Below are 15,494 nucleotides of genomic sequence, written 5' to 3'. Positions count from 1 at the left end.
AGGCGTGACACGTCCACGACCTTCCATCGGGCCGGCACTGGCCGGTGCGGTTGATCTGTCCGCGCTCAAGCAACGTCCCGCCGCCGAAGCGGGCGGGCCTGCCTCAGCAGGCGGCCCCGGTGTCGAGATCACCGAGGCGAACCTCGAAGCCGAGGTACTGACCCATTCCGGTCAGGTTCCCGTGGTGGTGCTGCTGTGGTCTCCGCGCAGCGACTCCAGCGTGGCACTGGGGCAGACGCTCGCCGGACTGGCCAACGCCGACGCGGGGAAGTGGTCGCTGGCGACGGTCAACGTCGACACCACCCCGCGGGTGGCGCAGATGTTCGGAGTGCAGGCGGTGCCCACGGTGGTCGCGCTCGCCGGAGGCCAACCCATCTCGAGTTTCGAGGGCTCGCAGCCGCCCGATCAACTGCGGCGCTGGATCGACTCGCTCCTGGCGGCCACTGCCGGAAAACTCTCCGGATCGGGAGACCCCGGCCAGCCCGAGCAGGTCGACCCCGAGGTCGCGCAGGCGCGCGCGCTCCTCGACAACGGTGACTTCGGCGCCGCGCTGAACGCCTACCAGGCGATTCTCGATGCGCAGCCGAATCACGCCGAGGCCAAGGGAGCGGTCCGGCAGATCGCGTTCCTGCAGCGCGCGACGGCGCAGCGTCCCGACGCGGTGACCATCGCCGACGCCGCGCCGGCCGACATCGACGCCGCCTTCGCCGCCGCGGACGTCGAGATCCTGCAGCAGCAGGTCGAGGCGGCCTTCGACCGGTTGATCGCTCTGGTCAAACGCACCGCCGGCGACGACCGCACGAGGGTGCGGACTCGGCTCATCGAGCTGTTCGAGCTCTTCGACCCTGCCGACCCCGAGGTGATCGCGGGCCGCCGCAAGCTCGCCAACGCCCTGTACTGAGCTCGGCCGACTCGGCCCGTCTCGGAAAGGGGCGCGGCCGTCGCCCTGTCAATGACTTCGTGCCAACGAGATGGTGTCGGTGCCCGTCAGGACAGCGGCGGCGCGGTCGCCGGGCCTTGGACGACGGGCGCCTCTGCGGAGACCGGTTCGAACCACAACGCGGACAGCGGCGGGAGCACCATCACCGCGGAGGCCGGCCGGCCGTGCCAGGGCTCGTCGGTGGCCTCCACGGCCCCGTAGTTGCCGATTCCGGCACCGTCGTAGTCGGATGCGTCGGTGTTGAGCACCTCACGCCACGTGCCCGCGTGCGGCAGACCCAACCGGTACTGGCTGTGCTCGGCACCGGAGAAGTTGAACACGCATGCCAGCACCGAACCGTCGTCGCCGTAGCGCAAGAAGCTCAGCACGTTGTTGGCCGAGTCGTTGGCGTCGATCCACGAGTAGCCCTCGGGGCTGGTGTCGTGTGACCACAACGCACGACGGCTCGTGTAGATGCGGTTCATGTCGGAGACCATCCGCAGGATGCCGCCCGAGTAGCTGTTCTCGTCGAGCTGGTACCAGTCGACGCCGCGTTCTTCCGACCATTCGGCGCGCTGGCCGAACTCCTGGCCCTGGAACAGCAGCTGCTTACCGGGGTGGGCCCACTGGTAGGCGAGCAGCTGCCGTACGCCTGCAGCCTTGCGGTGGTCGTCGCCGGGCATCCGTCCCCACAGCGTGCCCTTGCCGTGGACGACCTCGTCGTGACTGATCGGCAGCACGTAGTTCTCGCTGAACGCGTACAGCATCGAGAACGTCATCTCGTGGTGGTGGTAGCTGCGGTGGATGGGGTCGCGGCCGATGAACGCCAAGGTGTCGTTCATCCAGCCCATGTTCCACTTCATCGAGAAGCCGAGCCCGCCCAGATTGGTCGGACGGGTCACGCCGGGCCACGACGTCGACTCCTCGGCGACCGTGACGATGCCCGGGCTGGCCTTGTGCACGGTGGCGTTCATCTCCTGCAGGAACTGCACCGCCTCGAGGTTCTCGCGGCCGCCGTAGATGTTCGGCGTCCAGCCGCCCTCCGGCCGCGAGTAGTCCAGGTAGAGCATCGAGGCGACGGCGTCCACGCGCAGCCCGTCGACGTGGAACTCCTGCAGCCAGTACAGCGCGTTGGCGACGAGGAAGTTGCGCACCTCGGCCCGGCCGAAGTCGAAGACATATGTGCCCCAGTCCAGCTGCTCGCCGCGGCGGGGGTCGGCGTGTTCGTAGAGCGCGGTGCCGTCGAACCGGCCCAGCGCCCATGCGTCCTTAGGGAAGTGCGCGGGCACCCAGTCGACGATCACTCCGATCCCGGCCTGGTGCAGTCGGTCGACGAGATAGCGCAAATCGTCGGGCGTGCCCAGGCGTGACGTCGGTGCGTAATACGACGTGACCTGGTAGCCCCACGAACCGCCGAACGGGTGCTCAGCCACGGGCAGCAACTCGACGTGGGTGAACCCGTGCTCGACGACGTACGCGGTCAGCTGGTCGGCCAGCTCCACGTAGGACAGACCCGGCCGCCACGACATCAGGTGCACCTCGAGGGTGCTCATCGGCTCAGACACGGGGTTCTGGGCGGCGCGCCGGGCCATCCACGCGTCGTCGCCCCACCTATAGGTGCTCGTGGTTACCCGGGACGCGGTCTGCGGCGGCACCTCGGTCGCGAAGGCCATGGGATCGGCACGCTCGCTCACCACGCCGTCGGCGCCGTGGATGCGGAACTTGTAGAGCCCGTCGACCGGGAAGTCGGGCCAGAACAGCTCCCACACACCCGTCGAGCCGAGCACGCGCAGTTGCGCCTCGTTGCCCTCCCAGTGGTTGAAGTCGCCGATCAGCTGAACTCCCTTGGCGTTGGGTGCCCACACCGCGAAGGACACACCTTCGACGACCCCGTCGGGGGTGGTGAAGCTGCGCGGGTGGGCGCCCAGCGCCTCCCACAACCGTTCGTGGCGACCCTCGGAGAACAGGTGCAGGTCCATCTCGCCCAGCGTGGGCAGGAACCGATAGGCGTCGGCGGTGTGGTGGATGTGCGGCTGGTCGCCGCCGTGGTCGTAGCTGACCTCGAGGCGGTAGTCGATCAGGCCGGTGAACGGCAGGGTGACGGCGAACACGCCCGCCTCGAGGTGGGTGAACACATGTCGTTCACCGCCGACGACGGCCGCGACCTCGGTCGCGTGCGGGCGGTACGCCCGGATCACGGTGTGGTCGTCGTACTCGTGCGCCCCGAGAATCGAGTGTGGGTCGTGGTGCTCGCCGGCGAGCAGCCGATTGAGGTCGGCGGTGTGCGGCCGCAGGTGCGGGCTCGTGATGGTGGTCTCGTCGGTCAGTCGCTTTGTCTTGGCCATGCGTGTGTTCACTCCCTACGCAGTAGGTTGAGGCGTTGGTCGGCGGGCACCTGCGGCATGTTGAGCACGTGCGCCACCGCCCTGGCGGGCTCGATTCGCACGTAGTTCGACTCGCCCCACTGGTATTCCTCTCCGGTGATCTCGTCGCGCACCCAGAACCTGTCGTAAGGCTCCATTCCCAATGCGGCCATGTCCAACCACAGTGTGGCCTCCTCGGGCCCGAACGGGTTGAGCGTCACCACGACGAGGAGCTGGTCACCGGTGACCGGGTCGAACTTGCTGTAAGCCAGGATGGCGTCGTTGTCGGGGTAGTGGAATGTGATGGTCCGCAGTTGGTGCAACGCCGGGTGCACCCGCCGGATCTCGTTGAGGCGGGTGATGAACGGTTCGAGCGACTCGCCGTCGGCCAGGGCGGCGTCGAAGTCGCGAGGACGCAGCTCGTACTTCTCCGAGTTGAGGTACTCCTCGCTGCCTTCCCGCACCGGGAGGTGTTCGAACAGCTCGTAACCGGAGTACACACCCCACACCGAACTCATCGTCGACGCCAACACGGCGCGGATCGCGAACATGCCGGGGCCGCCGTGCTGCAGGCTCTCGTGCAGGATGTCCGGGGTGTTGACGAAAAGGTTGGGCCGCGCGTAATCGGCGTGCTCGGCGATCTGTTCGCCGAACTCGGTCAACTCGCTCTTCGATGTGCGCCACGTGAAGTACGTATAGGACTGCGTGTAACCCAGCTTCGCCAGACCGTACAAGCGGGCCGGCCGGGTGAACGCCTCGGCCAGGAAAAGCACGTCCGGGTCCTCGTTCTTGATCTCCCCGATCAGCCAGGCCCAGAAGTTGGGGGGCTTGGTGTGCGGGTTGTCGACGCGAAACACCTTGACGCCGTGGGATATCCAGAAACGGACCACCCGCAGCACCTCCAGGTACAACCCGACCGGGTCGTTGTCGAAGTTCAGCGGGTAGATGTCCTGGTACTTCTTCGGCGGGTTCTCCGCGTAGGCGATGGTGCCGTCGGGCAGCACGGTGAACCACTCCGGATGCTCACGTGCCCACGGATGGTCCGGCGCGCACTGCAGCGCCAGATCGAGTGCCACCTCGAGTCCCTGGTCGCGGGCGGCCGCGACGAACTCGTCGAAGTCCTCTATGGTGCCGAGCTCGGGATGCACCGCGTCATGGCCGCCCTCGTCGCTGCCGATCGCCCACGGGGATCCCACGTCGTTGGGTCCGGCGGTCACGCTGTTGTTGGGGCCCTTGCGGTGTACCTTGCCGATCGGGTGGATCGGCGGGAGGTACACCACGTCGAAGCCCATCCTGGCGACCCGGGGGAGCGCCTTGGTGGCGGTGGCGAACGTGCCGTGCACGGGATGGCCCTGGCTGTCCCACCCGCCGGTGGAGCGGGGGAAGAACTCGTACCAGGACCCGAAGCGGGCCAGTGGCCGGTCCACCCAGACGCCGTATTGGTCACCGCGCGTGACGAATTCGCGCAGCGGATACTGATCGAGCAGTCCCGTCACGTCAGTCGCCAGCGCGGCACCCGCGCGGTAGAACGGATCACCGGGTTCGCGCAGTCGTTCGGCGGCCTGCACCAGGGGGTAGCGGTCCTGCCGGGGGACGCCGGTGGCGGCACGCTCCAAGAGGCGTGCCCCCACGAGCAGATCGTTGTTCAGTTCCGACTCGCTTTGGCCGGCGTCGAGTTTCACCGTGACGTTGTGGCGCCACGTGGCGATCGGGTCGCCCCAGCCGTCGACCCGGTAGGTCCACAACCCGACGGTCTCGGGCACGAATTGGCCGTGGAAGACGTCGGGTGTACGGCCCTGGCTCATCGGCAACGCCTGCGGTTTGATCCGCGGCGAGGGGTTGACGACTTCTTGGATCTGGACCGCTTCGGTAGCGCTCACCCGGCCCACCGGAGCGTCGGCGAGTTCGGGATACGACGTGCCGTGATAGCGCACCACCAGCGTCGCGGAGACCGCGTCGTGGCCCTCGCGCCACACGGTGGCGCTCACCGGCACCACCTCGCCCACCACCGCTTTGGCCGGGTACCTGCCGCCGGATACCACGGGCGCGACGTCGTCGATTCCGATACGGCCGGCCACCACAACTCCTCTTGAATCGGCGCGACCACCCGCGTCGTCGGGGTGGCCGCTTTAGTCGGTTATGCCTCGGTCGGTTCTCGATGCACCTTCTGGGCGCCCTATACCCACCGTAGTGCGCGGCCCAACCCGAAGCAGGCCGAGCAATCGGCGAGACGCTGCGCGCTTCGGAGAAGTCAGTAAGGTAAAGCCACGTGAAAGCCCTGCGCAGGTTCACTGTCCAAGCCCACCTTCCCGACCGGCTTGCCGCGCTCGAGCGGCTCTCGGTCAACCTCCGCTGGTCATGGGACAAACCGACCCAGGATCTGTTCGCCGACATCGACCCGAGACTGTGGCAGCAGATCGGCCGCGACCCGGTCGCGCTGCTCGGCGGCGTGAGGCCGGGCCGGCTCGACGAACTGGCCGGCGACGAATCCTTCGTCCGCCGCCTCGACGGGCTGGCCGCCGATCTCGACGACTACCTGAGCCGGCCGCTGTGGTACCAGCAGCAGCTCCAACAGGGTGAGGTGCTGCCCAACGGCATCGCGTACTTTTCGATGGAGTTCGGCGTCGCGGAGGTGCTGCCGAACTACTCCGGCGGCCTCGGCATCCTCGCCGGCGACCACCTCAAGTCGGCATCCGACCTCGGCCTGCCGCTGATCGCTGTCGGGTTGTACTACCGGTCGGGCTACTTCCGGCAGTCGTTGACCGCCGACGGCTGGCAGCACGAGAACTACCCTTCGCTGGATCCGCAGGGGCTCCCGCTGCGGCTGCTGGCCGACGCCGACGACAACCAGGTCCTCATCGAACTCGCCTTGCCCGACGACGCGATGCTGCGTGCGCGGGTGTGGGTGGCGCAGGTCGGTCGGATCCCGTTGCTGCTGCTCGACTCCGACATCCCCGAGAACGACCACGAACTGCGCGGCGTGACCGACCGCCTCTACGGCGGTGACCAGGAGCACCGGATCAAACAGGAACTCCTCGCCGGTATCGGCGGTGTCCGGGCGATTCGTGCGTTCACCGAGGTTGAGGGGCTGCCCTCCCCTGAGGTGTTCCACATGAACGAGGGCCACGCCGGCTTCCTCGGCGTGGAGCGCATCGGCGAATTGATCGACGCCGGACTGGATTTCGACACCGCGCTGGCCGTCGTGCGGTCCTCGACGGTGTTCACCACGCACACCCCGGTGCCCGCGGGTATCGACCGGTTCCCGGTGGAGATGATCAAGCGGTACCTCGGCGGCTCCCGCCTCCTGCCGGGCGTGCCGCTGGATCGGATCGTGGGGCTCGGCGCCGAGGACGATCCCTCGAAGTTCAACATGGCCCACATGGGTCTGCGGTTGGCCCAGCGCGCCAACGGCGTCTCACTGCTGCATGGCCGGGTCAGCCGTGAGATGTTCAACGAGCTGTGGCCGGGGTTCGACGCGAACGAGGTGCCGATCGGCTCGATCACCAATGGTGTGCACGCGCCCACCTGGGCGGCACCGCAGTGGCTGGAGCTGAGTCGCGAACTGCTCGGCAGTCAGGATCTCGGGATGTTGCGCGAGACCGACACCTGGGAGCTTTTCCGAGAGGTGGACCCGGGCCACCTGTGGTGGATCCGCTCGCAACTGCGTCGGGCGCTGGTCGAGGACGTCCGCGCACGGCTGCGCCGGTCATGGCTTGAGCGCGGCGCTGCAGAGGCGGAATTGGGTTGGGTGCCAACGGCATTCGACCCGGACGTGCTGACGATCGGGTTCGCGCGCCGGGTGCCCACCTACAAACGGCTGACGCTGATGCTGCGTGATCCGGCCCGGCTGGAGAGGCTGCTGCTCGACAAGGAGCGGCCGGTGCAGCTGATCGTGGCGGGTAAGTCGCACCCTGCCGACGACGGCGGCAAGGCGCTCATCCAGCAGGTCGTGCGGTTCGCGGACCGCCATGAGGTGCGCCACCGCATCGCGTTCCTGCCGGACTACGACATGTCGATGGCGCGGCAGCTGTACTACGGCTGTGACGTCTGGCTCAACAATCCGCTGCGGCCGCTGGAGGCGTGCGGCACCTCCGGCATGAAGAGCGCGCTCAACGGCGGGCTGAACCTGTCGATCCGCGACGGTTGGTGGGACGAGTGGTTCGACGGCGAGAACGGGTGGGAGATCCCGACCGCCGACGGTCTGGCCGACGAGACCCGGCGCGACGACCTGGAGGCCGCCGCGCTCTACGACCTCGTCGAACAGTCGGTCGCCCCGAAGTTCTACGAGCGCGACGAACACGGCGTCCCGCTCCGCTGGGTGGAGATGGTCCGCCACACACTCAAGGTCCTCGGCCCGAAGGTGCTGGCGTCCCGGATGGTCCGCGACTACACCGAGAAGTACTACGCGCCGGCCGCACAGTCGCTGCGGCGCACCGTCGAGGACGCCGACGGGGTGACGTTCGGTGCGGCGAGCGCGCTGGCCGACTACCGGCGTCGGGTGCAGCAGGCGTGGCCGAAGGTCGAGGTCACCGACGTGGACAGCTCCGGGCTTCCCGACACTCCGCTGATCAACTCCGAGTTGACGCTGACCGCGACGGTGTCGCTGGCCGGTCTGCGACCCGACGAGGTGTCGGTGCAGGCGGTCCTGGGCCGCGTCGATGCGAGCGACACGTTGCTCGATCCGGTGACGGTGCCGATGGAGTACGCCGGCACCGCCGACGACGGCCGGGAAATTTACTCGACGACGACACCGCTGCCGGTCGCCGGGCCCGTCGGCTACACCGTGCGGGTGCTGCCACACCATCGGCTACTGGCCGGCGACAACGAACTCGGCCTCGTCGCGCTGGCGTGAGCATCCTGACCCACGAGAGGCGAGATGTCCGAAGCGGTGTCGGCGTGATCCGGCACCACCAAGGTCGTCTGATGGTGATCTGACGCTCACGGGAAGCGGATCAGACACCGCTGTTCGTCGCCGAGGACCCCGACCCGGAACGCGTCGATCCGGGAGAAACCGGACGGCACCGAATCGCCGTTGACATCACTGGCCGCCAGCCCGTTGGACAGGATTCCCGACACCGCCTCGTCGAGGTCGCCCGCCGTCAACGCGATGGTGCTGCCGTCCGGCGTGGTGACGTCGCGCGACAGCTTGGTGGTCGCGACCCCCGTCAGGCACGCGGTGCGCAGCGCCGCTTCGGCGGTGTCGAGCACCAACCCGCGCTCGTTCTGCACGGCCTGCAGATAGCGCGACATCAGCACCGAGTAGGCGGTGTTGTCGCCGTTGGCCAACCCGTGGGCGTCGACGTCATGCTGGGCGGCGCCCATCGTCTGCAGCTCTGGTAGGTCGACGACGAGCGCATTGGTGGCCGGACAGTAGGACACCGGCGGGCTCGGGCGCGCGTCCGGGCAGGTCTGCGCCGTCTCGGCGGTGAAGTCGAGATCCGGCGGGCGTGCGGGTTCCAAGGTGATGGTCAGCGCATCGACGATCGAGCGCACCGAACCGGCGGTGACGGGCAGTTCGCCGGTCTGGTCTTCGGGCAGCAGCACCGGCAGATCCCCTCGACGCTGGCCGATCTCCCGCAGGTCGATCGCCGCGCACGACGTCGGCCCGTCGGTGAAGCCGGACTGGAATGCCGATACCCGTTCGAACGCCGAACCGTGTTCGTCGAGCGCGGCGAAGAAATCGTCCTCGCGGAACAACGGGTCGCGGAACGCGATGACGGCCGACAACACACCGTTGAGGCCGTCTCCGGTGCTCAAGACGAAGCGCGGCGACGAGCCCTCGGCGACCCAGCGCATGTAAGCCCCGGCGAAACAGTCCGCCTGTTGTTCGGAGACCAGCACCGGGGTGTCGGGCCCGTTGAGCTCCGCCTGATGCACGATGGTGTGCCCGTATTCGTGCGCCAGTACCATCGCCACGCCCATGTCCCCGTTCGCGGCGCGCAAGGACGGCAGGAGTTCACCACGGTCCCACCCGATCGTGTTGTCCTCGAGGCAGAACCCGGCGTTGACCAACCCGATGGTGTCCATGCCGCAGAACATCCCGTCGAACTCTTCCGAGTCCCACGACACCAACCTCTGGACCGGGGTGAACGGCTCCCCGTCGAAGCTCTCGGAATAGGACTGCCCCCAGAACTGCTCGACGTCGCTGACCGCCGCAGCGGCCAGCGCGTCGATGTCACCGCCGTCGGAGCCGTCGACGTCGCGGGTGGGGGCCTCGGCGTCGGAGCGTAGACCCGTCGGCCCGTCGGTGGCCACCATGCCCGCCACACGGAACGGGTCGTCGAACACCGATACCGGACGGCCGGCCAAGGTGGTCGAGCAGCCGGCGACCACCAGCACGGCCGTAGCGGCCACCCCGACACCGAGCACCCGCCGTCGGCTCATTGTTGGCGCCTCCCCGTGTCACGTCGTTCGAAGGATAGCGACGTCAGGTCCCGGCGCGGAGGCGTTCGAGGGCGCCCCGGACCCGGGCCGGGTCGGTGGTGGCCCAGAACGGGGGCAGCGATGCGCGCAAGTAACCGCTGTAGCGGGCGGTGGCCATCCGCGAGTCCAGGACGGCCACCACGCCCCGGTCGTCGGTGCGGCGCAACAACCGGCCCGCACCCTGTGCCAGCAGCAGCGCGGCGTGCGAGGCGGCGACGGCCATGAAGCCGTTGCCGCCGTGTGCGGTCACCGCCCGCTGCCTGGCCGTCAACAGCGGATCGTCAGGCCGCGGAAACGGGATCCGGTCGATCAGCACCAGAGACAGCGACGGTCCGGGGACGTCGACGCCCTGCCACAGCGACAGCGTGCCGAACAGTGAGGTCTGCGGATCGTCGGCGAACCGTTCGACCAGCGCGGAGGTGGTGTCCTCGCCCTGACAGAGCACCGGGGTGTCGAGCCCTTCGCGCATCGCCTCGGCGGCGGCCTTCGCCGCGCGCATGGAGGAGAACAACCCCAACGTGCGTCCGCCCGCCGCGGTGATGAGCCCCTGGATCTCCTCGAGCTGTTCGGCAGAGCCTGTCCCGTCGCGGCCGGGAGGCCGAAGATGGGCGGCGACGTAGAGGATCGCGGCCTTGGCATGTTCGAATGGTGAGCCGACGTCGAGACCCTGCCACGACGTATCGGCCAGCCCCCACGCCTGCGCCATGGCGTCGAAGTTGCCGCCCACGGTCAACGTCGCCGACGTCAACACCGTAGTCGCATGCTGGAAGAGCCTGGTCCGCAGCAGGGCGGCCACCGACAGCGGCGCCACCCGCAGGATCGCGCTGGCCGATCCGGAGTTGCCGCCTTCGTGGTCCAGCCACACCACGTCGATGCGGTCGGGGATGGCCGCAACGAAGGAGCCCAGGATGCGATTCACGGTGTCGCTGACGTCGGACAGCGCGGTCACCGCCTCGGTGCGCGCGGCGGCGGCCTTGGGATCGGCCGGTGCGGTGTCGATCGCCGAACGCGCGCGGTCGGCGGCGTCGCGCAGGGCTGTCAGATAGGTCGCCAGCTCGTCGTCGAGTCGATCGATGCGCCCTGGCGTGCCGTCGTGAATGGCCGACGACACGGTGGCAACGGCCGTCCCCAGCCGATCCGCGAGCTCACCTTCGACCAGGCGCGCCACCCGGCGGTGGGCGATACCCAACGACGTGGCCGACAGTTCACCGGTCGCCACCGACGTCACCCGGTCGGCCAGTTCGTGCGCCTCGTCGATCACCACCGCGTTGTGTTCGGGCAGCACCGCGGCGTCGGACATCGCGTCGATCGCCAGCAGCGCGTGGTTGGTCACCACTACATCGACGTCGGCGGCTTTCCCACGGGCCTTCTCGGCGAAACATTCGGTGCCGTACGGGCACCGGGTGACGCCGATGCACTCCCGAGCGGACACGCTGACCTGACGCCATGACCGGTCGGGGACGCCGGGTCGCAGTTCGTCGCGGTCGCCGGTCTCGGTATCCGACGACCATCTGGTCAGCCGCTGCACGTCGCGGCCGAGCGCGGTGGCCTCGACCGCGTCGAACAGCTCTTCCTGGGGGCGGTCATCCGGGGTGTCCGCCGTGCCAGCCGTGCCGTTGTGGATTTTATTCAGGCACAGGTAGTTTCGGCGCCCCTTCAGCAGCGCGAATTGCGGGCGCCGCGGCAGCTTCCCGGTCAGGGCGTCGGCCAGGCGGGGGAGGTCGCGGTCGACGAGCTGACGCTGAAGGGCAATCGTGGCGGTCGACACCACGACCGGTTCGTCGGCGGCGATGGCGTGGGCGATGGCGGGCACCAGGTAGGCCAGCGACTTGCCGGTGCCGGTCCCGGCCTGCACGGCGAGATGCCGACCGGTGTGGAACGCCTGCGCCACCGCCCTGGCCATCTCCACTTGACCGGACCGCTCGGCGCCACCGACCGCCGCTACCGCCGCGGCCAGCAGGTCGGTGACGTGCTCGCCGGGATCCTGGTCGGCCCTAGGAGTGACCACGGCCACTCCTAGAGCCGTTCGCCGCCGCGGGCCGGGGCGACCATGCGGGTGGGGATGGCGGGCTCGCCACGGGAGAGCTTGAGCCCGTCCCATGGCAGGCTCAGCAGCCCGGCGGCGACCCGCTCGCGGCCCGCAGCGAGGCCCAATTCGTCGACGGGTTCGCCGGCGCGCACCAGGGGCACCGTCAACCGGCGCAGGTCGTAGCCGGCGGTGTCGGTCGGCGGTGCGCCGTACGGGTGCACGACCTCCTCGACGATGGTGCCGGACGGTTTCACCAGGCGAGCCGCCTGTTTACGTCCCCCATGGGATTCCTTGCGGCTGCTGCGCTTCTCCACGGGCAGGCCGTCGACCTCGACGAGCTTGAAGACCATCCCCGCGGTCGGCGCGCCGGAACCGGTGACCAGCGACGTGCCGACGCCGTAGATGTCGACCGGTTCGGCCCGCAGGGCGGCGATCGCGAACTCGTCGAGATCCCCGGACACCACGATGCGGGTTCGGGTCGCGCCCAAGCCGTCGAGCTGGGCACGCACCTGGCGGGCCAGCACGCCGAGGTCGCCCGAGTCGATCCGCACCGCACCCAGCCGCGGACCGGCCACCTCGACGGCGTTGGCGACGCCGGCGGTGATGTCGTAGGTGTCCACCAACAGCGTGGTGTCCGCACCGAGCGCGTCGACCTGGGACCGGAATGCGGCCACCTCGTCGGGGCCGTCGGGGGTGGTGTGCAGCAGCGTGAAGGCATGGGCACTGGTCCCCATGGCGGGCACCCCATAGCGGCGTTGCGCCTCGAGGTTCGAACTGCCGGCGAATCCGGCCAGAAAGGCAGCCCGGGCGGCGGCCACGGCCGCCTGCTCATGGGTGCGCCGGGACCCCATCTCGATGAGCGGCCGGCCCTGTGCCGCACCGGCCATCCGGGCGGCGGCCGCGGCGATCGCGCTGTCGTGGTTGAAGATCGACAACGCCAGCGTCTCGAGGACCACACATTCGGCGAACGTGCCGTGCACCGACAGCACCGGCGAGCCCGGGAAGTACAGCTCGCCCTCGGGGTAACCGTCGATGTCGCCTCCGAAGCGGTACCCGGCGAGGTAACGCAGCGTCTCGTCGTCGAGGAAGTCCGCGACGACGGCCAGCGCCGTGTCGTCGAAGGAGAACTGACGCAACGACTCGACGAACCGGGAGGTCCCCGCCACCACGCCGTATCGCCGGCCGTCGGGCAGCCGGCGCGCGAAGATCTCGAACGTCGCGCGCCGGTGCGCGGTTCCGTCCCGCAGCGCGGCTGCCAGCATCGTGAGCTCGTATTTGTCGGTCAGCAGCGCGGCTGTCACAGCTGCCACCGTAACGCCTATGGCGGCCCCGGTATCCTGGCCGCATGGTCACACCGGCGAAAGCCCCGGGAACCCACGAGCAGCGTGACGTGGCCACGGTGCCGGATCAGGGCGAGGCCACCGACGTGCCCTGGGTCACCATCGTCTGGGATGATCCGGTGAATCTCATGACCTACGTGACCTACGTCCTGCAGAAGCTGTTCGGCTACAGCGAACCCCATGCCACCAAGCTGATGCTGCAGGTGCACAACGAGGGCAAGGCCGTCGTGTCGGCGGGCAGCCGGGAGTCCATGGAGATCGACGTGTCCAAGCTGCATGCCGCGGGGCTGTGGGCCACCATGCAGCAGGACCGCTGACGGGACCGCGAGTGCGCAAATGGAAGCGAGTGCAGACGGCCGAGGGTGTGCGGATCCGGTCCGCGCTCGAACCGCATGAGGCGGCGCTGCTGCACAGCCTGGTCAGCTCGGTGAAGGGCATGCTCGACGAACGCCAGTCGTCCGCTCCGGCAGACGAACTCGAGGAGATCACCGGGATGCGCACCGGGCACACCGGGCCGCCGGAGGACGCCACGATGAAACGGCTGCTGCCGGACTTCTTCGGCGCGGCCACCGATCACCCGGACGGGTCCGGCGCCGCGGACAGCCTCAACAGCGCGTTGCGCAGTCTGCACGAACCGGAGATCCTGGCCGCCAAACTCCATGCGGCACAACGACTGCTGGACACCCTACCGGCCGGCGGCGGGCGGTTCGAGCTGACCGAGGACGATGCTCACGCCTGGGCCGCTGCCGTCAACGACGTCCGGCTGGCCTTGGGGGCCATGCTCGACGTCGACGTGATGGGCAGCGACGAACTGCCGCGGGACCATCCGATGGCCGGACATGTCGACGTCTACCAGTGGTTGACGGTGCTGCAGGAGTATCTGGTGCTCAGCCTGGTGCGGAAACCCCCCCGGTGAGCGGTTCGATCACCGACGTTTCGGGCATCCGCGTCGGACACCACGACCGACTGGATGCCGACGCCACACTGGGCAGCGGCTGGGCCAGCGGCACCACCGTCGTGCTCACCCCACCCGGCACCGTCGGGGCGGTCGACGGCCGGGGCGGCGCGCCGGGCAGCAGAGAGACTGACCTGCTCGATCCGAGCAATTCGGTGCGTCACGCCGACGCAGTGGTCCTCACCGGCGGCAGCGCCTACGGGCTGGCCGCCGCCGACGGGGTGATGACGTGGCTCGAGGAGCAGGGCCGCGGCGTGGCGCTCGGCGGTGGAGTGGTGCCGATCGTGCCCGCCGCGGTGATCTTCGATTTGCCGGTCGGGAGCTGGGCGTGCCGACCGACAGCCGAATTCGGCTACAACGCCGCCGCGACCGCCGGTGTCGACGTCGCGGTGGGAACCGTCGGCGCGGGGGTCGCGGCGCGGGCCGGCGTCCTCAAGGGCGGGGTGGGGACGGCCTCCGTCGTCCTGGACAGCGGGGTGACGGTCGGTGCGATCGTCGTCGTGAACTCTGCCGGTGAGGCCTTCGACACCGCGACCGGACTGCCGTGGATGGCCGAGTACCGGGGTGAGTTCGGGCTCGTCGACCCGCCCCCCGACCAGATCGCCGCCTACGCGGGCCGTCGTCAGGAGCTCAGTCCGCTCAACACCACGATCGCGGTGGTCGCGACCGACGCCGCGCTCAGCCCCGCCGGTTGCCGCCGGGTCGCGGTCGCCGCCCACGACGGGTTGGCCCGCACCCTGCGGCCATGTCACACCCCTCTCGACGGGGATACGGTCTTCGCGCTGGCCACCGGTGCCGTCGAGGTGGCGCCCGACGCCACCACACCGGCGTCGATGTCACCCGAGGTGCCGCTGATGACCGCGATCGGAGCGGCCGCGGCGGACTGCCTGGCCCGCGCCGTGATGGTCGGCGTGCTGGGCGCCGCGGGCGCCGCCGGAATACCGACGTACCGGGACGTGTTGCCCGGAGCGTTCGGGTGAGACGTCTGTGAAGCGACAGGGACGTCTGTGAAGCGACAGGGACGTCTGTGAAGCGACAGGGGAGTGCAGTGCTGGTGATCCGCGCCGATCTGGTCGACGCCATGGTCGCCCATGCCCGCGCCGACCATCCGGACGAGGCGTGCGGCATCATCGCCGGCCCCGAAGGGTCCGACCGGCCGGAACGCTTCGTCGCGATGCTCAACGCCGAAAGGTCGCCGACGTTCTACCGTTTCGACTCCGGCGAGCAGCTCGAGGTGTGGCGCACCATGGACCATGCCGACGAGGTGCCGGTGGTGATCTACCACTCCCACACCGGTACCGAGGCCTACCCGAGCCGCACCGACATCGCGCTGGCGGCCGAACCCGACGCCCACTACGTGTTGGTGTCCACGCGCGACCCGCAGGAGAACGAACTGCGCAGTTTCCGCATCGTCGACGGCGTGGTCACCGAAGAGCCCGTCACCATCGTCGACCAGTACTGAATA

11 protein-coding genes are annotated in these 15,494 nt (G+C 69.1%); 6 read left to right on the top strand and 5 right to left on the bottom strand.

The window, feature by feature from the left end:
• Nucleotides 1-4: 4 nt before the first annotated feature.
• Complete coding sequence (locus tag G6N07_RS13420) at nucleotides 5-901, top strand: tetratricopeptide repeat protein (RefSeq protein WP_085187351.1); 897 nt, start codon at nucleotides 5-7, stop codon at nucleotides 899-901.
• Between the two features lie 86 nt (nucleotides 902-987).
• On the opposite strand, the gene glgB is transcribed toward G6N07_RS13420, so the two are convergent.
• Both glgB and G6N07_RS13410 read right to left on the bottom strand, forming a co-directional pair.
• Nucleotides 988-3,264 (bottom strand): 1,4-alpha-glucan branching protein GlgB, encoded by a 2,277-nt coding sequence (gene glgB, locus G6N07_RS13415; RefSeq protein ID WP_085187485.1) that lies wholly within the window; start codon nucleotides 3,262-3,264, stop codon nucleotides 988-990.
• A gap of 8 nt (nucleotides 3,265-3,272) precedes the next feature.
• The gene (locus G6N07_RS13410; RefSeq protein ID WP_085187487.1) at nucleotides 3,273-5,360 is read right to left on the bottom strand and encodes an alpha-1,4-glucan--maltose-1-phosphate maltosyltransferase; all 2,088 of its coding nucleotides are present in this window, start codon (nucleotides 5,358-5,360) and stop codon (nucleotides 3,273-3,275) included.
• 191 nt (nucleotides 5,361-5,551) lie between these two features.
• On the opposite strand from G6N07_RS13410, the gene glgP reads away from it, so the two are divergent.
• Nucleotides 5,552-8,134 carry an alpha-glucan family phosphorylase gene (glgP, locus tag G6N07_RS13405; protein ID WP_085187354.1) on the top strand — a complete coding sequence of 861 codons (2,583 nt, stop codon included), beginning with the start codon at nucleotides 5,552-5,554 and terminating at the stop codon, nucleotides 8,132-8,134.
• Nucleotides 8,135-8,220: 86 nt separating this feature from the next.
• Here glgP and G6N07_RS13400 read toward each other — a convergent pair whose 3' ends face one another.
• Genes G6N07_RS13400 through G6N07_RS13390 form a run of 3 tightly spaced genes read right to left on the bottom strand, consistent with a single transcriptional unit; the run spans nucleotide 8,221 to nucleotide 13,035 of the window.
• Entirely contained in the window at nucleotides 8,221-9,666 is a 1,446-nt protein-coding gene (locus G6N07_RS13400; protein WP_085187357.1) for a neutral zinc metallopeptidase, read from the bottom strand.
• 43 nt (nucleotides 9,667-9,709) lie between these two features.
• The gene (locus tag G6N07_RS13395; RefSeq protein ID WP_085187490.1) at nucleotides 9,710-11,713 is read right to left on the bottom strand and encodes an ATP-dependent DNA helicase; all 2,004 of its coding nucleotides are present in this window, start codon (nucleotides 11,711-11,713) and stop codon (nucleotides 9,710-9,712) included.
• Between the two features lie 8 nt (nucleotides 11,714-11,721).
• On the bottom strand, nucleotides 11,722-13,035 hold the full coding sequence (locus tag G6N07_RS13390; RefSeq protein ID WP_099050106.1) for a nicotinate phosphoribosyltransferase: 1,314 nt from the start codon (nucleotides 13,033-13,035) through the stop codon (nucleotides 11,722-11,724).
• A gap of 44 nt (nucleotides 13,036-13,079) precedes the next feature.
• Between G6N07_RS13390 and clpS the strand changes: the two genes are divergently transcribed.
• The 4 genes from clpS (at nucleotide 13,080) to G6N07_RS13370 (ending at nucleotide 15,491) form a co-directional block, all read left to right on the top strand.
• On the top strand, nucleotides 13,080-13,391 hold the full coding sequence (gene clpS, locus G6N07_RS13385; protein WP_085187363.1) for an ATP-dependent Clp protease adapter ClpS: 312 nt from the start codon (nucleotides 13,080-13,082) through the stop codon (nucleotides 13,389-13,391).
• Between the two features lie 11 nt (nucleotides 13,392-13,402).
• Entirely contained in the window at nucleotides 13,403-13,990 is a 588-nt protein-coding gene (gene aosR, locus G6N07_RS13380; protein ID WP_085187366.1) for an oxidative stress transcriptional regulator AosR, read from the top strand.
• On the top strand, nucleotides 13,987-15,009 hold the full coding sequence (locus G6N07_RS13375; protein ID WP_085187369.1) for a P1 family peptidase: 1,023 nt from the start codon (nucleotides 13,987-13,989) through the stop codon (nucleotides 15,007-15,009). The genes aosR and G6N07_RS13375 overlap by 4 nt, the downstream gene beginning before the upstream one ends.
• A 68-nt stretch (nucleotides 15,010-15,077) precedes the next feature.
• Nucleotides 15,078-15,491, top strand: coding sequence for a M67 family metallopeptidase (locus G6N07_RS13370; RefSeq protein WP_085187372.1), 414 nt, complete (start codon nucleotides 15,078-15,080; stop codon nucleotides 15,489-15,491).
• Nucleotides 15,492-15,494 lie beyond the last annotated feature (3 nt).

This window comes from Mycolicibacterium doricum (assembly GCF_010728155.1).
GTDB classification, from domain to species: Bacteria; Actinomycetota; Actinomycetes; order Mycobacteriales; family Mycobacteriaceae; genus Mycobacterium; species Mycobacterium doricum.
This window is presented reverse-complemented; position numbering and strand designations above follow the sequence as displayed.

Bases quoted from the DNA above. Each gene is read 5' to 3' on its own strand.
- glgB (WP_085187485.1), bottom strand. From the start codon at position 3,264: ATGGCCAAGACAAAGCGACTGACCGACGAGACCACCATCACGAGCCCG.
- G6N07_RS13400 (WP_085187357.1), bottom strand. From the start codon at position 9,666: ATGAGCCGACGGCGGGTGCTCGGTGTCGGGGTGGCCGCTACGGCCGTG.
- clpS (WP_085187363.1), top strand. From the start codon at position 13,080: ATGGTCACACCGGCGAAAGCCCCGGGAACCCACGAGCAGCGTGACGTG.